The sequence below is a fragment of the Franzmannia pantelleriensis genome, assembly GCF_900102875.1.
Taxonomy (GTDB): domain Bacteria; phylum Pseudomonadota; class Gammaproteobacteria; order Pseudomonadales; family Halomonadaceae; genus Franzmannia; species Franzmannia pantelleriensis.
In genome coordinates, this window is record NZ_FNGH01000001.1 from 14904 (window position 1) to 39163 (window position 24260).

Annotated in this window: 1 protein-coding gene (only partly in view); it reads left to right on the forward strand. The window is 63.5% G+C overall.

The window, feature by feature from the left end:
- Nucleotides 1–24260, forward strand: the 5' portion of a protein-coding gene (locus BLT16_RS00055) for a calcium-binding protein (RefSeq protein WP_176817114.1). Its footprint extends 2827 nt past the window's final position; 24260 of the gene's 27087 nt are visible here — the first part of the coding sequence; it begins with the start codon at nt 1–3; its stop codon lies beyond the right edge, outside the window.

A 24260-nucleotide genomic window follows, 5' to 3' on the forward strand; every position in this document is an offset into this window, starting at 1 on the left:
ATGAACCGTCCCTTCCAGCCCACCCGCACGCCGTTGGCCACCCTGGTCGCCAAGCTGACGCGCAAGCGCAGCCGCGCCCAGGCGCAGAAGTCGCGCTTCGTCTTCGAAGGCCTCGAGCCGCGCATGCTGCTCTCCGCCGATCCCTTGTCGGTAGCGCTGGAGGCAGCCACCGATCTCGAAGTAAGGGTGGTGGAAGAGGGTAACCAGAAGCAGCTGCAGTTCCTCGACCTCAACGGTGAAAACGGCCCGGAGCTGATCGATGGTATGGCGCTGGATGACGTGATCAGCGTCGAGGTTGAGGCCAGCAATGAGGATGACCGGTTCAGCTTCAATGACGACAACGGACTGCTCGGCAACGCCGAGCATCTGACGTTCACCTTCCTGGGGGAGGAAGGGGGTAACAACATTCTCGATCTGACCGGTGCGGAAGCTCTCGACATCGTGTTCGAAGGTGGCGAAGGCGATGATCGGATCGTGTATGGCGGTGAGCAGGGCGGTGACTGGGTGCTCGACGGAGACGAGAGCGGCACCGGTAGCTTTCATCAGCTGTCATTCAGCGGCGTGGTCGAGGTCGAGCTCGACGACAGCGACGCCGAGCATCGCGTGGCCTCGGTCAACGCCGGCAGTTTCTTCGCGGTATTGAATGAAGGCAGCGTGCTGGTGGGCGAGGAGCCCGAGGACGACGAGTACCAGGGCATCACCCTGAGCGGTATTCACGGCCTCGACGGCCGTGCCGACGACACCCTGAGCTACATCGAGTACGACGAGGGCGTCGAGGTGGACCTCGGCAGCGGCACGGCCACCGGATTTTCCGGCGACGTCAGCGGCTTCGGTATCCTCGAGGGGTCGAATGCCGATGACATCCTGGTGGCAGGCGATGAGGGCGTCACCCTGCGCGGCCTGGGAGGCAACGACATCCTCGAGAGCGGCAGCGGCGACGACACCCTCGAGGGCGGTAGCGGCGAGAACCTGCTGATCTCCCGCGGCGGCCAGGACACCTTCGTCAGCGACGACGACGCCCTGGACAGCTATCTGGTCGAGCGTGATAGCGGCGATATCGTCCTCAGCAGCAGCGGTGACGAGGCCACTGTCAACGTCGGTGACACCACGGTACTGAGCTTCTCCCACCACCCCGAGGAGATGATCCTCGGCGCCTCCGCCGAGAGCGAGGACATGACCCTGGACGCCAGCGACTACGGCCTGGGTGGAGTGACCTTCCAGCTCCAGGGTGCCAACGTCACCGCCATCGGCAGCAACCAGGACGACTTCTTCCTGCTCTCCGCCAGCGGCAGCGGTGAGATCCACGGCGGCGAAAACAGCGCCGAGGATCAACTGCGCGTCGAGGCCGACGTCGACATGACGTTGACCGACACCACGCTCAGTGTTGATGGCGATGTGCTGTATGTGCTCGAGAACGTCGAGCTGGCGATCCTGATCGGCGGCGAGGGCGACAATGAACTCGACGCCAGCGCCTTCTCCGGCGACGTGCGCCTGGAGGGCGTGGCAGGGGCCAATGTGCTGCGTGGCGGCGACGGCGACGACCTGTTGATCGGCGGTACCGGCGACGATTACCTCCACGGCGGCGGTGGCAACGACGTGCTGTTCGGCAACACCGGCAGCAACACCCTCGACGGTGGCGGCGGTGAGAACCGCGTGATGGGCGCCTCGAGCAGTTTTCTCGAACTCGACGACGACCAACTGCTGCACGCTGATGCGGTGGCCGAGTACGAGCTGGTGTGGGGCGGCGATCCCGGTGAGGGAATCCAGTTCTTCTACGATGACGGGGTCAGCGAAACGATTGCTGCCGACGCTGAGGCGCTGCAGATCCAGCGTGTCCTCGAGGCAACCCCGGGAATTGGCGAGGGCAATGTCCAGGTCGCTAGCGGGTTGAATGAAGACGGCAATCGGTTCTGGACGGTGCGCTTCCTCAACGACTTTATGGCCGTTGACGATCAGGGCGATTTCGCCCTGGCGCTGGCAACCCTGGGCGTGGCCCAGGCCGGCGCCGGCAGCGCCAGTCACGACGCGGTCAAGAAGCAGTCGCGGCAGGTCGGACGCGACTCGCTGGAGAACATTTACGGCGGCATCCTGCAGGCCATCGAGGGCGGCAACACCCGCCTCGATGCCAGTGCCTTCACGGGCGAGGTGTATCTGGAGGGTGGCAGCGGCAACGACACCCTGATCGGCGGGCAGGGCGTCAGCGAGTTCAACGCCCAGGCCGGCGACAATCACCTGATCGCCGGGGCCGGCGAGAACATCGTGATCGGCGGCAGCGGCGAGGACCACCTCGAGCTGCGCCTCGAAGACGCCATCGACTCGGTCACCCTCGACGGCGACACCTTCACCCTCGAAGAGGATGATGCGTCTACCGAGTCCCGCTATGAAGCAGTGGAGCGGGTCTCGATCATTCGCCAGGGCGATGCCGACCTGGAGGTCGACGCCGGCGGCTACCACGGCGTCTCGGCGGCCACTGCGCTAGCCGACCTGCTCAGCGAGGAGGACTTTGCGGCGATCTTCTCCGCCGAGGACGAGCCCGGCGAGATCGAGGAGGAGAGCGGCGATATCCAGGGGGCACTGCGGCTCGGTGTGAATGTCGGGGAGGATGGCCCGCAGCAGATACTCTCACTGGATGGCGTGCGCACCCTGGGCAACCTGGCCGAGGTGCTGGGCAGTGCCGACGGCGTCGAGGCGAAGATCGACCTGGCCAACGGCACGCTGGTACTCGATGCCGCTGACGACATGACCCTCGAGGCCCTCGGCGAGGGTGACCAGCACGACGCCGTCGAGACGCTGATGAACGCGCTCGACCTGTCGCTTGGCGACGTGGGTCGCGAGGTGGTCAGTGCTCAGCTGCAGGCCGGCGGGGTGCTGGTCGCCATGCAGGGGGCGGGCAACCTCACGGCTACCGGCAGTGGCGGCAACGACCGTTTCGAGCTGGCCGCGGCGGGCGAGCACGACCTCAACGGTGGCGGGGGCGACAACACCCTGGTGGCCCATCATGTCGGCGATATGACCCTGGATGCCGATAGCCTGAGCTATGTCGTCGAGGGCAGCGATGACGACGAGCTGGTTACTTCGCTCGACAGCATCGCCAGCGTGGTGCTGGAAGTGGCCGACGGCGCGGAGGCGGCGAATATCGACGCCAGCGCCTTTGATGGCGACTCCCTGACCCTGCGCAGCAGCGTGGCCGGCGAGCTGATCGGATCGAGCCATGTCGCCACCGACTTCATGATCGAGTTCACCGATGGTGATCTCGACGACGGCGATATCGAAGTCGACAGCCGCCAGTCGGACAGTCGCGTCGAGGCGATGGTGGATGCTGGCGATAGCGTCGACGATCTGTCGGCCTTCAATCCCCTGACCCTGCGCGGCAACGCCGAGCTCAACTATATCTGGTTCGGCGACGTGACCCTGAGCGATGACGCCGATATCACCCTCAGCGAGAGCGTCACCCTGGCCGCCAGCGGCATCCTGACCCTGGACGGCGCCAGCATCGCAACCAGTGGTGGTCACGACCTGCGAATGGTCGCCGATGGCGTAGTGCTCGACGGCGCCGATCTCGATATCGACGGCGACCTGAGCATCGAGGCCGCGGGGATCGAGATCCATGGCGGCAGCCACCTCCAGGTCGACGGCGCCCTGGGCCTTTACGCCCAGCCGATGGGTTTCTTCAACGGCTCGCCGGCCAACGGCTTCGTCGACGTGGGCCTGTTCGACCTGTCGGTGGTGATCGGCGATGCCCGCCTCGAAGCCGCGCAGATCGAGATCGAGTCACGCATCGACAATCCCGACCGCTCGCTGATCTCGTTCGAGAGTGGCAACAGCTGGGTCGACATGGGCTTGGAGGCGGCCACCGACTTCGTCGAGGGCCTGTCGCTGTTCGGCAGTATCTCGACGCTGATCGCCGAGAGCCTGATCGATATTGGCGTTGACGCGGAGCTGATCGCCGAAGGCGATATCAGCATCGATAGCGTGATCGTGCTCGAGGCCTCGGTGGAACCCACCAAGTCCTGGGGCGTAGGCGTCTCGGTCAGTACCCTGATCGCTCACTCCAACGTGCATGTTCATGGGGCGCTTCACGCCAAGCAGGGCGATATCAACATCAACAGCCGTGTCGATACCACCCAGTCGGTGACCTCGGCGCCCTCGGCGGTCAAGGGGTTTGCCGGCTCGGCGGCAGTGGCGGTGCTCGACACCCAGTCCCGTGCCATGGTGTGGGACGATGCGCGGTTCACCGCCGAGACCGATGACGACGGCAACGGCGGCACTATCAGCGTCGATGCGCGCACCCTCGAGCGCAGTGCGGTGTCGTCGACCTCGGCGGCCAAGAAGGGCAAGGTCGGCGTGGCCATTGCGGTGGGCGTGGAAAATGGCATTACCGAGGCGCAGCTGGCCGGCGACGTGAATGCCGACAACGCCGTGCGCGTCAACGCCGACACCCGTCGCGAGGCGATCTCCGGCACCTTCTTTGCCTACATTCCCAAGAGCGCCAACGGCGTCAGCGCATCTGCCGGTACCGCCGCTGCCAGCCCCTCCGGGGTGGTGGACGGGCTGGAGAAGAGCGCCAAGGATCTCGGCAAGTCGCCACTGGTGCTGCTCGAACCGATCTCCTCCAAGCTCAAGGGCGTGGTCTCCGGGCTGTTTGGCGATGACGACGACAAGGATAGCGCCGCCAAGACCGCCGATAGCGGTGAGAAGCTCGACCTGGCCGCGGCGGTTGCGGTGATGGTCGACAACAACGTCGCCGAAGCGCGTCTGGGGCTGGATGAAGGCCGCAACCGTGATGGCGAGATCGTCGGCTCGCGCACCACCATCGAGGCTGGCGGGGACGTCGAGGTGGAGGCGGTCAGCGCCCACCGTCCCAGCGTCAACGCCAGTGGCTCGGCGGCCAAGGACAGCAGTGCCGGCACCGACAGTGACAATCCGCTCAAGCGCTGGTTGAAGTCGAAGGTCACCGATTCCAAGGAGTCCAGCGGCAGCAGTGAGGGCAGCGCCAAGGACAAGAAGAGCGACAACAACAGCAAGGATAAGGAGGACAAGACCGCGACCGTGGCGATCTCTGGTGCGGTCAGCGTAGGCATCCAGGACAACGTGGCCAACGCCAGCATCGAGGGTAACGTCGATCTGGACGCCAGCGGACGCATCGACGTTTCTGCCGACAGCCTCAACGAAATCGATCCCACCAGCCTGTTCCATGCCGGCCTCTACGGCGAGATTCGTGCCCTGGCCGATGGCGATAGCGACGCCGACCACGACAGCAGCGATGTCGTCAACTCGCTCGACAATGGCAACACGGTCATGGTCGAGGAGGGGCATGCCGCCGGGGGCGAGGTGGGCATCCTCTATGAGTTCCTGGGTGAAAGCCGCAGTGACGTCGACCTCAGCGAGGAGGATTTCGGCGACGAGGAGCGCTGGGAGCGGCTGGGCGCGCCGCTTGAGCAGCAGATCCCCGAGCTGATCGCCTCGATCGGCAACTTCTTTACCAGCAATTTCGGCCTCAAGGGCAGCTTCGATAGCTGGACCCAGGCCACCGCCGAAGGCGAGAAGCTGGCGCTGGCCGGTGCCGGCAACGTCTTCCTGCTGGGGCAGGACAGCGATGCGCGGATCCGCGACGGCGCGCGCCTCAACGTCGACGGTCAGGACGACCTGACTGCGCTGGAGGATCTCGCCCCCAACGGCGAGCAGCACGTCTCGGTCAATGCCCGCAGCGCCAACGACCTGTTCAATCTGGTCGGCAACATCAAGCTTGGTGGCATCGGTGGGTCGGGCTCGTTCAACGCCGAGAAGTGGCAGAAGGCGATCTTCAGCTCGCCGAGCCTTGGCAGCAAAGCCGAGGGTGTGGCGATCGGTGCGGCGGTTACCACCAATCTGCTCTCCAGCAGCACGTCAGCAGAGATCGAGTCCGGGGTGGTGCTGCTCGCCGATAGTCTGGATGTCAGCGCCGACACCTCCAGCCTGGTGCTCGGCATCGGTGCCTCCGGCGGGAAGGCGGAGAAGCTTGCCTTCAATGCCTCGGCGGTAGCCAACGTCATCGACAATCTGACCCATGCCAGTATTGGCGACGGCGCCCTGATCAAGGTCGGCGACGGTCAGGTCGATGAAGACGGGCCGGCGCTGCGGGTCAGCGCCAACGACGAGACCTACGCCATCAATATCACCGGTAGCTTCTCGACCTCCGGCCAGGCCGCGGTGGGTGCCTCGGCGGCGGTCAGCGTGGTGGATCGCGATACACGTGCGTGGATCGGTGCCGACAGCGGCGATCCGATCGTCTCGGGCCCGACTGGCACGCTGCTGGTCGGTGGCGACCTGGAGGTCAGCGCCGCCAACAGCGGCGTGGTGGTGGACCTTGCCGTGGCCGGTACCAAGGCCGGTGGCAAGGACAGCAACTCAGGCGGTGGCAGCAGTGGCAGTAGCGGCGATGATCCCGGCAAGTGGCCCAATAACCAGGCCAACTATGACAACGTCATCGCCGAGTTCAGCGGCAAGGCCGGTCAGGGCGGCGGCAGCGGCGGCGGTGGCGGCGAGAAGGGGGTGGCGATCTCCGGCTCGGCCATCGTTCACGTGGGCGAGGACAACGCCGTCGCGGCGATCCGCGGCTTGGATAAAGTCGCCGTGGACGGCGACGTGGCGGTGACCGCCTATGATTCGACGCATATCGGTATGCTCGCCGGGGGCGCTGCGATATCCACTTCGAGCAAGTCGGTCGCGGTGGCCGGCGCCGCGGCAGTGGCCATCCAGGGCGGCGAGACCACCGCCGAGGTCGCCGATATCGGCGACTGGCGTAGCGGCAACCTTTCCATAGACGCCGAGCTGGATGGTTGGAGCGTGGTGGCCGCTGCCGGCCTGGCGGTGGCCACCGGCAAGAAGGGCGCCGGTGTGGCAGGTTCAGCCGCGGCGCTGGTCTCCCAGCGCAGCGTCGATGCGCGCCTGCTGCGCCTCGAGTCTGGTCAGCTCGGCGAACTGGGTATCAGCGCCATGGACGCGTCGAATACCATCCTGATCGCTGGCGCCGTGGCCGCCGGCGGCAATGCCGGCATCGGTGCTGGCGCGGCGGTGAGCTTCATCAATCATCAGGTCGAGGCCCTCAGCGAGGGCGTCGGCAGTGAGAGCGACGATGGGCGCGTCGAGGTCGATTCCCTCTCGGTAGTCGCCGAGAGCGAAGCGCTGGTGATCTCGATGGCCGCCTCCGTTGGGGTAGCCACCGGTGGCAAGGGCTTTGGCCTGTCGGGCTCGGTGGGGGTCAATCTGATCAGCAGTCTGACCCAGGCTGCGGTGGTCGAGAGTCACTACCAGCTGCAGGGCGACGACCCCGACGTCGAGGTGCTGGCCACCGATCGTGCCAGCCTGTTTACCCTCTCCGGTGCCGTCGGGGTAGGCACCACCGCCGGCGTCGGTGCCGGCATCAGCATCAACTACGTGGGTGGCAATAGCGCGGTGCTCGGCGGCGACGAGGACGCCGAGGCCGGGGTGATCGCGCGGATCGAGGACAGCTCGCTGCGCGGCGCCCAGGAGGTCAGTGTAGCGGGCCGTACCACCGGGCTAAATCGCAGCCTGTCGATCGGTGCCGGGGCCAGCAAGCAGGTCGCCGGTGCCGGCAGCGTGGCGGTCAACTGGCTCGAGAACAGCGTTGCCGCTTATGTGGCCAACAGCGATATCGTCGCCGATGGCGACGTCAGCGTGGCGTCGCATCAGCAGGGCCAGCTGATTTCGATCACCGGCGCGGCGTCCGGCGCCGGCAAGGTGGCGATCGCCGGCAGCGTCAGTGTCAACCTGATCGACACGTCCGGCCTGTCGATGATCAGCGGCGGTTCGATCGTCAGCGGTGGTGACATCGACGTGGTGGCGGTCTCCGACACCCTGGTGGTCTCGGTGGCCTTTGGCGGCTCTGCCGCCGGCAAGGTGGGCCTGGCCGGGGCGGTCACCGTCAATTTGATCTCCGGTCAGGCGGCGGCCATGGTCAATGACGGCGCCAAGCTCGAGGCCGACGGTGATATCCGCGTTGCCGCCGAGGACCGCGCCCGGGTGGTGGTGATCTCCATTGGTGCCGCCGGCGCCGGCAAGGTGGCCGGTGGCATCAGCGCCAGCACGGTGCAGACCGATAGTCTGATCATGGCCAGCGTCAGCGGCGCCACCCTCGATGCCGGTGGCGACGTGAAGGTGCTGGCGGAGCTGGCCGACGACGATGAGGAGTTCGACCTCGCCAGTGTCGGGCTCGGCGATGTCGACCTCGAGAGTGAAGGCGTCGACGGCGAGGACGATCTCGAGGAGGACGAAGAGTCGGATATCGCCCCGCGGGACACGTCGAATCTCGACTTCTCCTCGGGGGTGATCAATATCAGCATCGCCGGTGCCGCTGGAGGTAGCGCGGCCGGCTCGGCCGCCGTGGGTCTCAACTGGATGCGCTCCTCGGTGCGCGCGGAAATCGTCAACGGCGCCGACGTCACCGCGGGGGGTGACGTGAAGGTCGTGGCCGACGATAGCAAGGGCCTGGTCAATTTCGCCTTCGGCGTTGCCGGTGCCGGCAAAGTGGCCGGCGGTGGGGCGATCGCCTTCAACTACCTCGGCGGCGACCCCACGGATCCGTCGCGCACCATTGAAAATACCAGCGACGACGACGTCGATGCATCGGAAGACATGTTGATGCTCGACATGGGCGGTGATCCAGTCGCCTATGAGTTGGGCCAGATTGCCGCGGTCATTGACGATGCTACGGTCACTGCCAACGCGGGTAACGTGGTCGTCGAGGCACATTCCGAAGCGCAGCTGCTGAATATTACCGCCGGGGGCGCCGCAGCGGGCAAGGTCGCGCTGGCCGGTTCGATCGGCATCAACTTCATGCAGAACGATGTGCTGGCGTCGATCCGTAACGATGCCGTCGTGACCGCCAAGGCGGGAGCAGCGGCCGACACGGGACACGTGATCGTCAGTGCGTCGGTTGCCCCGATCATGATCAACGTGTCGGGTGCCGCCGCCGGGGCCGGTGCCGCCGGTCTGGCTGGCGCCTCGGCGACCAACGATATGGCCTCGATTCTCAGCGCCAGGATTGACGGTGCCGATACCCGGGTAAGCGCGGATGGCGATATTCACGTCGAGGCGGCGCTGCTGCGAGTCACCGACGTACCCACCATCGACGTCGACGAGGATCTGATTCCAGACGAGAAAGACGATGAAGATCGCCCCGCCACGCCAGAGCCGGGCGACCAGATCTGGAGCTTTGCCATGTCAGGGGCGGGCGGTGGCAAGCTGGCTGTCGCCGGCGGCCTGTCGCTGAACTGGATGCGCACCAACCTCGAGGCGGTAGTAGCAGACGGTGCCGAGCTTGATGCAGGTGGCGATATTCGTCTGCAGGCCACCGATGATCTGGCCATGAACGCCTTCACGGTGGGCGGCGCCGGTGCCGGGGCCGTGGCGCTGGCGGGCTACTTCGCCTACAACTATATCGGCGGCGATCCGGATGACCCGACCAGCGCAGCGCCCAACCGGCTGCGCGCGGTTATCGAAGGCTCGGCCACCCAGGTGACGGCGGGGGGCAACGTGGGGCTGCTGGCCGAATCGACCTCGCAGATCAATGCCTACACCTTGGGCGCCTCAGTGGCCGGCGTGGCCGCCCTGAGTGGTACGGTGTCGCTGAACTTTACCCGCAAGGAGATTCTGGCCGACGTCCAGGGGGCAACGGTTACGGCGGATGGCAGCATCGCCATCGTGGCGCAAGACGAAAGCCGCATCGACTCGGCCAGTGCACAGCTCACGGTCGCCGTCAAAGGCGGTGCGGCTGGCCTGTCGGTAGCCTATCACGATATCCAGAACAGCATCGTCGCCGGCAGCCACAATGCCACCCTGGAAACCACCCAGGCGGGCGCCGGTGGCGGCGATATCGTTATCCTGGCGGACTCCCGCTCCTCCAACTGGGCGGTGCTGGCGGGGGTCACCTACGGCACGTTTGGCGCGGGTGCCGGCATTACCGGCAGTTCCTTGATCAATAACACCACCCAGGCACGCATCGATGGCGGCACGGTGACCGCCGATGGCAACCTGGTGGTGCATGCGGATACCCACGACACCAGCAGCGTCAAGCTGGGAGCCGTTGCAGCCGGCGCCGTGGCCATCGGTGGCAGCGTCGGCGTCGATCTGATGGGCAGCAATTCGGAGGCCTGGATTGGCGGTGGCGCCGTGGTGCTGGCGAGGGCCAACGGCAGTGCACGCGATGTGGCCTTTGCCTGGGATGGTGCTCCGTCGGAAGTGGGTAGCAGTGACGACGATGGCCGTGAGCGTAACCTCAACTGGGGAGAGGGCGACTGGGACACCGAAGCGCGCAGCGGTGTGGTGGTGCTGGCCACCAGCCATATGGAGTTTCTGACCCTGGCCGTGGCGGTCGCCGGCGGTGTTGTCGGCGCCGTGGCGGCCAACGTCACAGTGGATGGCATCAACGGGCATACCCAGGCCTGGGTCGACGATGCCGAGGTGACCAGCGAGGCGGATGTAGTGGTGCGTGCCCTGCACCATGCCGATGCCGATAGCGGCGGCGGCTCAGCAGCGCTGGACCTTACCGCTGCGGCGACTGCCGGGGTGGACGTCAATCTGTTTGGTCATCGTACTCACGCCTGGATCGATGGATCCGATTTTGCGGCCGATACGGTCATGATCAAGGCTGATGGGGATATCGATGTCGATGCGCGGGCGAGCGTCGATTTCCTGTCGGTGGTGATTGGCGCCAGTGTCGGCGGGGCAGGTGTTGCGGCATCTGGCTCGGCCAGTGCGGTGAGCATGGCGCTGGATACGCGCGCTTACGTGAAGAACGTGACGCTGGAAGCACGCGACATCAACGTCAACGCCGACAATGACATCAGTGGGCGCTTTATCGCCGGGGCGGCCGCTGGCAGCGGCGGCGTGGGGATTGGTGCCAGCCTGGCCGTGGGCCTGTTCAACTCCAACGCCAGCGCCGAGGTGCTGGGGGCGACGCTGGACGCCGCACGAGATATCCAGGTCACTGCCAACCAGCAGATGGACATGGGCATTACCGTGGCGACTGGCGCGGCGGGGCTTGGTGCAGTGGCCGGCGCGGTATCGGTGATGATGGCCGATGCCGAAACCGTCGCCAGGGTCGTCAGCATGGACGGGCGCCATAGTGTGCTCGAGGCCGGTCGCGATGTCGCGGTGACGGCCACCACGACCACGCAGATCAACGAACGCGGATCGCCGGGGGACTATCTGCAGGCCGTGGGGGCTGCGGCGGTGGGGGGCGCCGGTGCGGGTGCCGCCGTGGACGTCATGGTGCTGCGTGAGCGGACCAGTGCCACCGTTGGCAGCCACTCTCAGATCACCGCCGGGCGTCATCTGGATGTGCAGGCCGAGCTTAACCGGGTGCTGAATTCCACGGCGGTGGCCTTCTCGGCCACGGCAGCGCTGAGTATCAGCGGTGCCATCTCGGTGGTCAGCCTGGGCAGCGGGCTCAGTCAGGAAAACCAGGAGGAAGTCGAAGAACTCGGTACGCTGGTCCACGACACCTTCGCCGACCTGCAGAACGGTGACTACGCGATGCAGGAGGAGAGCTCGGAGGGCGACTCCGGCGTTGATGATGAAGACGCCTTCGACGAGGAGGAACAGGCCCAGTTCGACGACGAGTTCGACACCCCGAGCAATGCCGGCAATCAAAATCAGGCCAATCGGGAGAGCACCAATGCGGCGCTCGATGACCTGACCTTCGATATCGACTTCGACGCGGCATCGGGGCAGACCGTGGGTGATACCGCGGCGACGGTAGGGCGCAACGTCACCCTGACGGCAGGTGGTGACATCCGCGTGGAGGCCGAAGAGCAACTAACCATCCAGGCGATTACCGGCAGTGGTGCGGTCAGCGGTGTTGCCAGTGTGGGGGCCGCTATCACCGTTCTGGAGCTCAATGGTGCGGTGACAGCAACGGTTGGTTTCGGCAGCGAGCTCAGTGCTGGAGGGACGGTCCGGGTCAGCAGCGGTTTCGATGCCAATGCCGATCTGAAAGGCTATGGCGGTTCTGCGGCGCTGTCCGTCGCGGTTGGCGGCCAGGCGGTGACACTGATTGATCGCACCGAGCAGTTGAGCTATCTCGAGAGCGGTAATGCGCCGCACCAGGGGGTATCGATCCTCGCGGCGTCTCACCTCGAGGTGTTGGCGCACGCCGAACGGGATTACACCTTGACGGCAGCGGGCGGCGCCATTGGCCAGGTGGCGGCGGGTGTCTCTATCGGGATCGCCAAGCTCGAGGGCAATACCCAGGCCTATCTTGGCAGTCATACTCAGGTGGGCGACCGCTCTTATGAGCACGGCACGGTGCTGGCGTCTGTCAGTGTCTCTGCCACCAGTGAAGATTCTGTCAGCCTAAGTGTGACGGCAGTGGCGGCAGGCATTGGTGCCGGTGCCGGCAATCGCTCCCAGATCGACCTGATGACGGGCGTGAATGCCTGGGTCGATCAACATAGCTCACTCTATGCCGGTGCCGTGACGGTATCTGCCACCTCAAGACCCGAACTTGACTCCAGGACCCTGGGTATTTCGGCCGGCGGGCTAGCCGTAGGCGTTTCGGAAACCCTCATCACCATGGGGATGGAGATCCAGGCGCGCATCGGCGACATGCAGGGTGATGCGTCGGGGATCGATATCCTGGCGGAAACACTCGATGTTCGCGCCGCGCTGGAGCGGCCGGGGAGTGGCCACAACATCAATGCCAAATCGACCGGTGCCAGTGGTGCCCTGGTGGGGGTCGATGCCACCGTGGTCAGGCTGCGTGATACTACCGAGGTCCTGGCCGAATTGGGCAGTGCCGCGGTAGTGACGCTGGCGGCCAACAGCACCCTCCAGGCGCGTCGTGAACAGGCGCTTCGCGACAGCCTCGACGGCACCATCGATCCCGACCAGTGGGAGGGCTGGATCGGCTCACCGTTGGAGGGGCTTTTCGAGCTGCCCGATCCTGACGTCTGGCTGAAGGTGACCGCTGTTCAGGAAAGTAGCATGAATGCGGCATCCGACAGCTATGCCGGCGGTCTACTGGCCGCCGGGGCGTCGATCAACCGCTTGAACCAGGCGACTGAGACGACGGCGCGCATCGGTGAAGGAGCCGATGTGGTCAGCTTCGGCAGAGTGGACGTCATCGCTCGTACCGACCAGGTCAGTCGCATGGACACCTTGGCGGGTTCGGGCGGTCTGGTCAGTGGTGTCGGAGTCGGCGTTCGCGCCATCGCTGATTCCAGCGTCTTGGCGGAAGTGGCCGATGAGGCGTCGCTGACGCTGGTGGATACGCCGGATAGCATTTCCATCTCGGCGCTGCAGCGGGTCGATGTCGATGGTCAGATGCGTGCCGTGACCGGTGGCTTGATTGCCGGCGCCGGGGCTGAAGGCATCTATCATCTGACGCTCCAGACTCATGCTCGGGTTGCCCAGGGAGCGGGCCTGCTGGCGTCGGAAATCAATGCCACCGCCACTACGCAAGCCATCAAGAGTGATAGGGTGAGTAACGATCAGGACAACAGCCGTGGCGAGGTTTACGGCGTTGTCGCAGGCGGTGGTGCCTCAGTCGAGATTAGCGTCGATCTGGACACTCAGGTGCAGATCGATGATGACGCCAGCTTACGCACCAGTGTTTCGGTGAGCCCGGATGGCAGCGGCGGCAGCCTGGGCAGTGGCGATATCGTGCTGCGGGCGCTTAATGTGCTCGATCTGCAGGATCGCGCTAGCCTTACCTCCGGTGGCTTGGGGGCTGGTGGCGGCATCACGACGCATATCGACGCCGACCAGGTGCTGGCACAGGTCCAACTGGGCAATGCCGAGATCGATGCCTTCGGTCAGTTCATCGCCTCAGCCAATAGCCAGGCGGACCTGAATGCCGTTATCAACATGGATGTGTATGGAGGCGCCAGTGTCAGCGTGGGGCTGGCGGAGATAGAGTTCCGTCCCGATAACCGGGTGATGATCAATAGCGCCAATATTCGCGCCGATGGCAACATCTGGCTGCTCGCCGGACGTGACTCTCAGTTCGGCTATGATGAACACCGCATCGCCGCTGCCGTGGATACCTTTGCCGGCAGTGCATTGCCCTTCGATGACGTCGACGCGACGATTTCCGTACTGCAAAACAATCAGATTTTGGTCGGTGGAGCGGCTGCAGTGCGTGGCGGGGGCGACATCAACCTGTTTGCCAATGACTATGATGCGGTACCCATGCTGGCCAGGGCCAAGGCGGTGAACTGGGTCAACTCATCCCTGGGGGCCATCGACAGCCTGCTGGGTGGTGGGGGCTTCGAGAATACCGGCGGCTCGACCAGCGCGGAATCGATTGGCGGGGTAACCGTCAATGGCCTGGTAGAGACAGGCATAAGCCGCGACCAGCGGCTGGTGATCACCCTGGCGGATGGCGTTGACCTGGATGCCTTGGCGGCACTGGATCCAACGGACCCGGATGACTTCCAGGCGTTTCGAGATGCCATCGTAGCCGAGGGAGACTTCGACGATATCGGTTTCTCGGTTGGCTTCGGCCGCACCGATTCCGAACTGTTCCAGGCGCTGTATGAAGCGGAAGAGCGGTTGCAAGCCTACGTCGGGATCGGCTCGTCTCGTGCTGTAGAGCAGTTCCAGAGCGAAGTGGAGCGACTCAAGCAGAAGCTTGTCGATCTAGGCCTGGGCAGTACAACCGATCAGGGCCAGATCGTTCCGGAAAATCGCGAGGTGGTGGAGATCCAACTCGATGATATCGACGCGACGGCAGGCCGTATCCGGGTCTTGGCAGACTACCTGGTGGGCGACGGTGAGCTTATCTCTCCCACGGATTCCAATATCACCGTTCTCAACAAGTTGCCGGCTCGCCTGGTGGTCAACGACATCACCATCAACGAGCAGCTGGGTGGGGTCTATCTCAACGGCAGCATCATGGCCGACGATGACGATATCAACGAACGCAACCAGCTGCCCGTTGGCATGATCGGCACCCACTTGGCTGATTTTGAGTATAACGGTGACCCCAATGCCCAGCCGTCTCCACAGATTACCATCGTCAACAGCTATGCCAATGCGGGCCAGATCGGTGATCTGGATGCCGCAGATATGGTCTATGCTGGCCTCGACGTGGATTCAGGCTATGACCTCTACCTGACGGAATTCGATCGTGACTTCGTCGACCCCAGTGTGCTGGTGCAGGGCAGCGTCTACGCCCCCCTGGCAGACGCGCTTATCGCGGCGGGGCAGGACTTCGAGCTGGATGCTGAGGAAGGTAATCCCGACGCCTCCATCGTAGTGCGCGGGCTGGCGTTGCAAGCCACCGACAACATCACCATCAACAGCAGCCGTTACACCGTAGGACCACTGCCGGAAGCGGTGATCCGAGACTTCACCTATGGCTGGGTGGAATCGGCGGATGGCAGTTTCTACAATTCGCCCAACTTCTCACTCCCCAGCTGGTTGAGCAACATTTTTGATGGGTTCGGATTTCTCGAAGAGTTGGAAGATGACGAGGATGATCTCCAAGAACTGTTCGATGCCCTGGAGAATTGGACCTATACCTCGGCGGCTCGCTCGCCGAGTCTGCAGGCGGCAAATATCTCTATCAATGCGGACTGGGTCAACGTCAACGGCCATATCAAGAGCGGGATCGACGAGTTTGATATCGTCATCACCCAGGCCGATGCCGACCAGATCCGCAATGCCAATCGCGGCAGTACCTTCCTTCTAACGGAGGCGTCCCAGAACAGCGGCGTCAACGTGGCCTACAATCCCGAGACGGGTCGCATCGAAGTTGACGACGTCATCGTGCGGGGGGGCAATGTCCATATCGAGGGACAGGTCCTCAACACAGGCGATGGCCTGATTGACGTGATGGCCGGTCATGGTCATATCAACATCGATAACCAGACCGACTATGCGCTGGACCTCGCCGAACTCAATGTGGTGAATACCGGTGCCGGCAACCTGACGATTATCGACCGTAGCCTGGAGACCGGTGAAGAGAGCCGGTTCGAGACCGGGTTCGATGAAGAGAGCGGTCTTTTCGTGGTCAAACGCACCGGTGAAGACGACGTTACCTTCACTCGTGATGAGTTGATCGCGCATGATGACTTCGCTTTCTCTCCCGAGGAAGGGCTACGCTACGCCTTCGAAGTCATGCAGGTAAAAGAAACTCGTTCCGAGTACACCATCAAGAGTTCCAGTTGGGCAGGGCTCGATGCTCTGGCGTCCGATCCGCCGGATGATTCCAGTAGCGATACGACGGAATTGGATCGCTATATCAAACCGGCGGGCTCCAACGAGAAAGGCTATGTCTACCGTGACAGCGATGAGGAGAGCCGTTACACGTATAGCCGAGATAGCCAAAACGAAGTGTCTACGCCTACCGCTGAAGAAGAAGGAAATGGCGTGGTGTATGTGGTGGGGCATAGCGGAGATCCTGATGATGCGCCGGATGGCGCTATCATGCTCGATGACGATAGCTATATTCCCGAAGGCTACTATGCCACTTCTGGCATGAACCATGTGAGTACCAACTGGATCGGGACCAAAACCTACGAGCAGACCTTCTCGCGTAGCACGGTGAGTCACGTTACCCATCAGCATGATATCGCCGCCGACCGCGTAGTAGATATCAACTTCTTCGGTAAGTCAGAGGGGCTTATTCAGGTCGAGTCGAAGGGTGACGTGGTGCTCTCTGACTCGCTGCAGAATACTACCGGTGAAACGCGCATCGATACTCAGGGCAGCATACGCTTCGCCAGCGACAACCCTGGCAACTGGCAGGTCAGCGGTGTCGACGTCATCCTCGAGGCCGACCAGGGGATCGGCAGGATGCAGCCTGGGCTGGATGACGAACCCGACATCGAGACTCTCGACGTGCTGACCCACGGTGGTCTGGTCAATGCCAGCAGTGAGCGTGGTGATATCCTGCTGGCCAACGCGATATCCGAACCGGCTGATCTGCGAATCGGCAATATTAGCGCCGAGCGTGGCGATGTCTATCTCGAGAGCTCACGCAGCATTCTCGGTGATGCCGGCGCCAGCACTCATATCAATGCCCAGTCCATCACCCTGCAGACGGATGGCGATATCGGCTCCGAAGGTGGTGATCTGAGTCCCTTGCGTATCAACAGCAGCGACCGTGGCAGCAACGTAGCTGCCACGGAGCGCATGGCGGACGTGCTGACGGTTCAAGCAGGCGGTGACGTGCATCTGGAAGAGGTGGAGGGTGACCTTCGCGTCTTCAGTCTGGTCGCTTCTGGCGACGTCCATCTAACGATCGATAGCAGCTTGATCGATGTCAACGAGATCGTCGAAATCGACGAGCGTACCTACGATGAGCTAAAGGATGGCGTATGGCAGGCGCTGTCGCTGACCAGCGATGACCGGGCCAATGATGCCATCGAGAATTTGGTGGCGCGGCGCACGTCCGAATACCAGGCCTATTGGGAGTATCGGCTTGCTACGTCCGATGATCGAATTGGTGACCTGGTGTATGGCGCCGAGTATGAACTGATTCAGTTGAACGATGACGTTTCGGTATTGGTTCAGCGTAATGATGATGGCGATATCGTCAGTGCGGCCGACCTGGCGCCCAGTGGTAGCGAGGATAGCGCCACCATGCATCAGTTCCTGGGAGCAGGCAGCACTGCTATCACTACGCTTGAGCGCGGCGATGTATTACAAAATCCGAGCATCGACCTCGATAGCCTGGACGGGGACCTGCGTTTCGCGGTGGAAGCCCTGCTGGCCCAGGGCGGCGGGTTGATGGCGGCCAATGCCTTGGCTGGCGTGGCCTCGGGAGAGACACTTACCTACCGTAAGGTCGTGGGCTATGATCCCGACAGCTCGATTACCCTGAATGCTCAGGAGCGTGAGGCAACGGCGGCGTCGCTGCGCCAGAATCTGCGCGATGATGGCGTGCCGGAAGAGCAGATTGAGGCCGGTGTGGCGGCGGGTATCGAGACCATCGAGCAGTCCCGAACGGTCCGCTATCACGAGCTTCACGCCACTTTCTACGGTGCTGAGGTGCCAGATGACGAGCGTCCTCCTGAATATTACGACCAGAGCTGGCAGGCCAGCATCGATGAGGATGCCGTCCGCAGCAGCGTCAAGGTCTGGACCGAGCAGGAACTGCTCAGTCTGGTAGGCGAGGGGCTGCTTAAAGAAACCACTAGCACCCAGTTCGAGGTCCAGGAGCCTAATATCGAGGCGGGCGGTGACGTCCATATTCAGGCGGGTGTCAATATCGGGTCCATTGATGATTATGTGGTCATCGATCTTTCGCGTGGAGACGATCAAGACGCCTCATTCGGCGCGCTCACCGAGCAAGAGCGGGTGCTGCTCTCCGCCGCCGAACGCAATGACATTAGCTACCTGGAAGGGCCGCTGATCGATGCCCAAGCCAGCTTCCGCAACCTCCAGGAAACCAGCAGTGGCGATACCGAGCTCGAGCTGGTGCGCAGCGATGGTGGCGATTGGGGAGAGCTGACCCTCGACGCTGGAGACTGGCTCTATCTCAATGGGGATACCCTCAATTATACCGCCAACGGCATCTACTTCGAAGTGGTGGCGGTGGACGGTAGTACCCTGTCATTGAGGACGGCCGCGGCAGAGGTTATCGCCGAAGAGCAGCGTGATATTCAGGTCGGTCAGGTCATGCTTGACCCCACCGACCAGGTGAATGATGGCAAAACGCTTAGCCATGTGGTGATTGACCAGCGCTCGGACATTCAGATGGCGCTGTCCGCTACCTCGGCGGTCTATCTTGCCGCCGGTGGTTCGATCTATGTCGGCTCCGAGGGCGATATGACGATTGCTGAGCTGGAAGCGGGTCAGTCCGACGCGCTGGACGGCAATATTCGTATCAAGGTTCGCGGTGAGATTCTCTCACGAGATGCCTCGCTAATCGGTAACGGCGCCATCCTCGAGGCGGCTACCGGCGCGATAGGCACCGAGCAGCAGCGAGTCGAACTCGACCTGGGCAGCGGCTTGATAACGGCGCGAGCTCAGGAAGCGATCTGGTTGCATGCCGTAGAATCCGCCAATATTGCGTCGATCTTCTCCGAGCGCGGTGACATTTCCGTGAGTGCGGTAAACCATATTGTCGATGGCCTGAGTCACGATCTGCTCAAAGTGCTCGCCCAGCAGGGCGATATCCATTTGGATGCCCAAGAAGGCAGTGTGGGGTCCATCGATGCGAATAACCCACTGGAATTGGAGGCGCGCCTAGGGGCTATTTACGTTAACTCTGCACAGGATGTCGCGCTGTGGACGCCTGACGCCGATATGCGTGTTGGGAAGATCGACGCGGCGAGCGGACGCGTAGAGCTGGGTGCCGATCTTTCTATCGTCAGCGCCAATCCGCATCATGATGCGTCCGAGCATGGCTACGACCCGCTGGCCGAGAACATCCATGCCGACGAGATTTTGATGCAAACCGTGCTGGGCGGCATTGGCACGGTGTCGCAGGATCTGATCACTCGCAGCCAGGGCCGGCTAGACGTGGAAGCCGATAGCGGCGGCAGCGGGGCAGGATCGGTTTACATCACCGAGCTAAGTGACCAGCTGCTCCTGGGTACCGTTAGCGCCAGTGGTGGCGTGGCCGGCGGCGCTCTGGCCTTTATCACCTCACTGGGCAGCATCCAGAATGGCCTGAGGGAGGACGAGAGCTATAATCTACTGTCTGCCAATGTCCATCTGATTGCCGCGGACGATATTGGCCGTCCGGACAAGGTGATCACCAGTCGAATAGGCAATCTTCAGGGGAGCTCCACTACGGGGGTTGTCTACTTGGATAATGCCGGTCATCTGACGGTAAATGAAGGTGGTGTCCAGGCCGGTGGCGACATCGTCTTGACCAGTAACAGCCCAATGACCATTTCCTCTGAGGGTGATGTGGTCTCGGAAAATGGCACCATTCGCCTGTATGCCATGGAAAGCGCTGACCCCGACGATGGTACCGACACCATTACCTTCACCAATGATGTTCAACTCGTTGCCGAGAAGGCCATCCTAGTATATGCAGCCGACGGTATTATCGTCGAGCACGGCGTCACGCTGGAAGCGAAGGAGCGCATCGAGTTCGGCGTGGAGACCCATGAGTCCACACATGGTGCCCCCGACGATACGTTGGCGGTGAGCCATATCAACGGCACACTACTCGCCCCCGAGCTCAAGCTGGTTGGTGGAAATGAAAAGGGCCAAGTGTGGGAGCTTGGAGAGGACCTCCTGATACAAGTGCCGGTGGTTAGTATCGATACCGGCGACGGTGACAACGTCCTGACGCTGGGTGGTCGCATCGAGGCCGATGAGCTGACGCTGAGCGGCGGCCAGGACGATGATCATGTCACCTTCGACGGCGATCATCGCATTCGCGAACAGCTGGATGTCCAGCTCGGCGAGGGCGATGACGTGCTGCGCGTGCACGGCAGCATCGATGCCACGGGCGGCAAGATGATCTTCGACGGCAATGCCGGCGACGACGACCTGATGCTGCACGCCGATGCGCTGCTCGGCGAGATCGCGCTGCTCGGCGGTGGCGGCGACAACCTGCTCACGGTGGTCGAGCTCAACGACCGCGATGAGCTGGTGACCCTGGACGGCGGCGACGGCAGCGATGTCTACCGTATCGTCACCCGCCAGGATGCCAACGCCAACTACGAGATCACCGTCAAAGATAGCGGTGCGATCAATGACGGCGTCGACTACCTCTACATCGAGGGCCGTGGCTATGACGGCTACGACGGCAACCTCGACCGGGATCTGAACCACGTTGGCAACGATGCCGAGGACCTGTTCCTGATCCGGCGCAACTTCATCGCCCGGATGGAGGGCGATGGCGACAGCGGCGTCGAGGAAGGTGCCGCGGTGGAGCGCATCAACTACGACGACACCATGAACGGTCGGGTCACCGTCAACGGCCACGAGGGCAACGATGTGTTCGTGGTCGACGACACCTCGGCGCTGATGACCCTCGACGGCGGCAACGGCAACGACCGTTTCCAGATCGGCCAGATCTTCACCGATGACCCCAATGCCACCGACGAAGAGGGCAACTACCTCTCCGGCATCCGCGGGCCCGAAGACGAGATCAACGTCACGCAAACCACCCAGGGTTACCTCAGCTACGGCAACAGCGAGTCGCTGGTGATCTACGGTGGCGACGGCGACGACGAGTTCATCGTCTACAGCAACAAGGCGCTGCTGCGCATGGAGGGCGAAGACGGCAACGACGACTTCATCATCCGCGCCTTCGTCGCCGAGGATGATATCGAGGTCTACGGCGGCGGCGGTGATGACAACATCGAGTACAACATCAATGCCCCGGTGAACATCGACGGCGGGGCCGGCTACAACACCATCACCGTGCTGGGTACCGAGCTCGACGACAACTTCGTGATCACCGAGGACGGGGTGTTCGGCGCCGGTCTCAATATCGGCTTCGACAACATCCAGCGGGTGCGCGTCGACTCCCTGGAGGGTGACGACACCTTCTTCGTGCTCAGCACCAGCCCGGATGTGGTCACCGAGCTGATCGGCGGCGTCGGCAGCAGCAGCTTCGTGGTCGGCGGCGACGTCACCGGGCGCGTGGTCTCTGCCGATCCGGAAGGCCGCAGCAGCCTGGTCACCCACACCATCAACTCCGAGGATGACGAGTACAACAGCCTGCTGGCGGACGGCTTGCCGGTAACCGTGGCCGACCCCTCCCGCGGCGCGGTGGTGGTCGACGAGCCCGGCGGCGGTACCCGCGTGGTGCAGGGCGGCCCGGCGGATTTCTTCGACCTGTCGCTGGCGCTGCCCAAGGGTGACGAGTTCAAGGGGGCGGTCGTAACACTGACCGTGTCGGCGGCGATGGCCTCGACCAACCTGCGCAACAAGAGCGCCGATGCCGAGACCGTCAAGCTGGCTCTGGAAGAGGACGGCGACTACCAGCAGGCGCTCACCGTCGACTTCGAATATCGCGGTGACGATGAGGGCTGGGTGGCCGTCGACGGCGATGGCAACCAGCAAAGCCTCTACGTCAAGGCCCCCGAGGACAGCCTGGCCAGCGGTACCCGCGAAGTGACGGTGAGCTACCTGGCGCGGGCGCAGATGGAGAACGACGGCGAGCTGCCCGAAGAACTCCAGGCGCTGGAGCAGCAGGCCATCAACAACACCATGGTGACCGTCTACGACAGCAGCCAGGGCGACCTGGTGTTCGGCGTGCCCAACGACGACCGGGTACAGGTGATCGAGGGTGACGACTTCGGTGAGCCGGGCAGCAGCTTCGAACTGCGCCTCTCGTCGGCACCTGAAGCGGGCGAGACCGTGACCGTCCACCTGGAGATGGATGAGCGCCTGGAAGCGCAACTGCCGGATGGCACGTCGGTCTCTGACGGCATCGAGTTCACCGCTGATAACTGGGACCAGGCGCGCACCATCGAGCTCAGGGCGGTTGACGACGATGAGCGCCAGAACCGCCTGGATACCCGGGTCGGCTTCTCGGTCGAGTCCAGCGAGGGCAAGGATTCCGCCTTCCACGACGTCGAGTTCGGCAGCGTGCGGGTCAGCGTCTACGACAACGACAGCCCCTCGCTGGTGGTGCAGCAGACCGACGGCAGCACCCGGGTGACCACCGAAGGCGGCAGCGACAGCTACTTCCTGCGGCTCTCCCAGCAGCCCGACGACGAGGTCATGGTGCGTCTCAACAGCGACGGCCTGACCCGCTTCGACTGGCAGGACAATGCGCGCATTATCATGGACAGCGTGCTCGACGAGGATGTCGAGGTGACCGCGCTGCCAGGGGCCCACGCCGGCCCGCGGCTGGTGCTCGAGGAAGGCACCTGGCAGGACCTGGGGCTCAACGTGGGCATGTACCTGTCGCTCAGCGACGCCGAGGGAGCCCCCCTCGACGGTACCTTCCGGGTCAACAACGTCGAGGACGGCACCCTGCACCTCACCAATGAGGCGCAGATCGACTTCGATGGACTGGATGAGCAAGCGCTGACCCTGACCCAGGCCGAGGCGCCGGCGGTGGTGTTCGATGCCGACAACTGGCATGAGCGCATCGAGATCGGCATCAGCGCCGATACCTACTACGTGCCGGCGGAGAATACCCTCAACGACATGAGCTTCCCGCCCCAGCTCAATGTCCTGGATCGCATCCAGGGGCCGCTGATCCTCGAGGGCGGCACCAGCAATACCGACCGCTCGCTCAACGAGGCGATCATGCTGCCCTATGAGCGAGCCGAGTACGTTGAGCGCGATGATGACGACACTGGCGTCGAGGAGGTGGAACCCGAGAACGAGGACACCAATACCCTGACGCTGCACGCCGACGCCAGCGTGGCAGACCTCGACGGCGTGCTGACCAGCACCTTCCTCAGCGGCCTCGGCATGGGCGAGGGCGATCCCCTCGAGCAGCGCTATCTCAATGCCCAGGGCGAGGAAGTCACCATTACCACCGAGCGCGGTATCGCCTACCACGGCTTCTCGGTGGTGGAACTGCTGCTGGGCACCGGCGACAACACCCTGGAGATCGATCTCGACGTCGATGCCGTGGTCTACGACGGCGCCTATACGCTCGGTGAGAACAGCGCCGGTGAGGCCCTGCTGGTCCGCGACGACGGCGGCGACTGGTTCGACGACGGCTTCCGCCGCGGCGACACCCTGCTGCTGGACGATCAGCGCGTCGATATCATGGATATCGATATCAATGGCAACCTGGTGCTGGATCGCCCCATGGCGGATGTGCCCCAGGCCTCGCGGGTCATCCGCGAGATGCCGCTCACCGCGGTACACGGCGGTGGCAACTCCTCGGGTAGCATGGGCGGCGACCATATCACCGTCAGCGGCGGTTACGATGCCCAGCTGCCGCTGATCGTGTTCGGCAATACCGAGCGCAGCGGTGAGCGCTACAGCGCCGATGGCAAAGGACCCAGCGAGCTGGCCCAGCCCTTTACCGAGGTTGGCAACAACGTGCTGGATGCCAGTGCCGCCACCGGCGGCGTGGTACTGGTAGGCGGTAGCGGCGATGACACGCTGATCGGCGGCAGCGGCAACGACCAGCTGTTCGGTGGCGGTGGCAACAACCTGCTGGACGCCAGCGCCGGTGGCAACAACCACCTCTACGGCAGCGGCAGCATCGACGTCGATCTGTCATCGCGCCTCAGCCTGGCCGAGCGGGTCATCACGCTCTACAGCGCCGAAGCCGACGTCGAGCATGACGCCGGCGACCGCCTGGAGGCCGGTGATAGCACCCTGATCGGCGGCCACGGCGACGATATCCTGATTGGCGATCACGGCGAGAT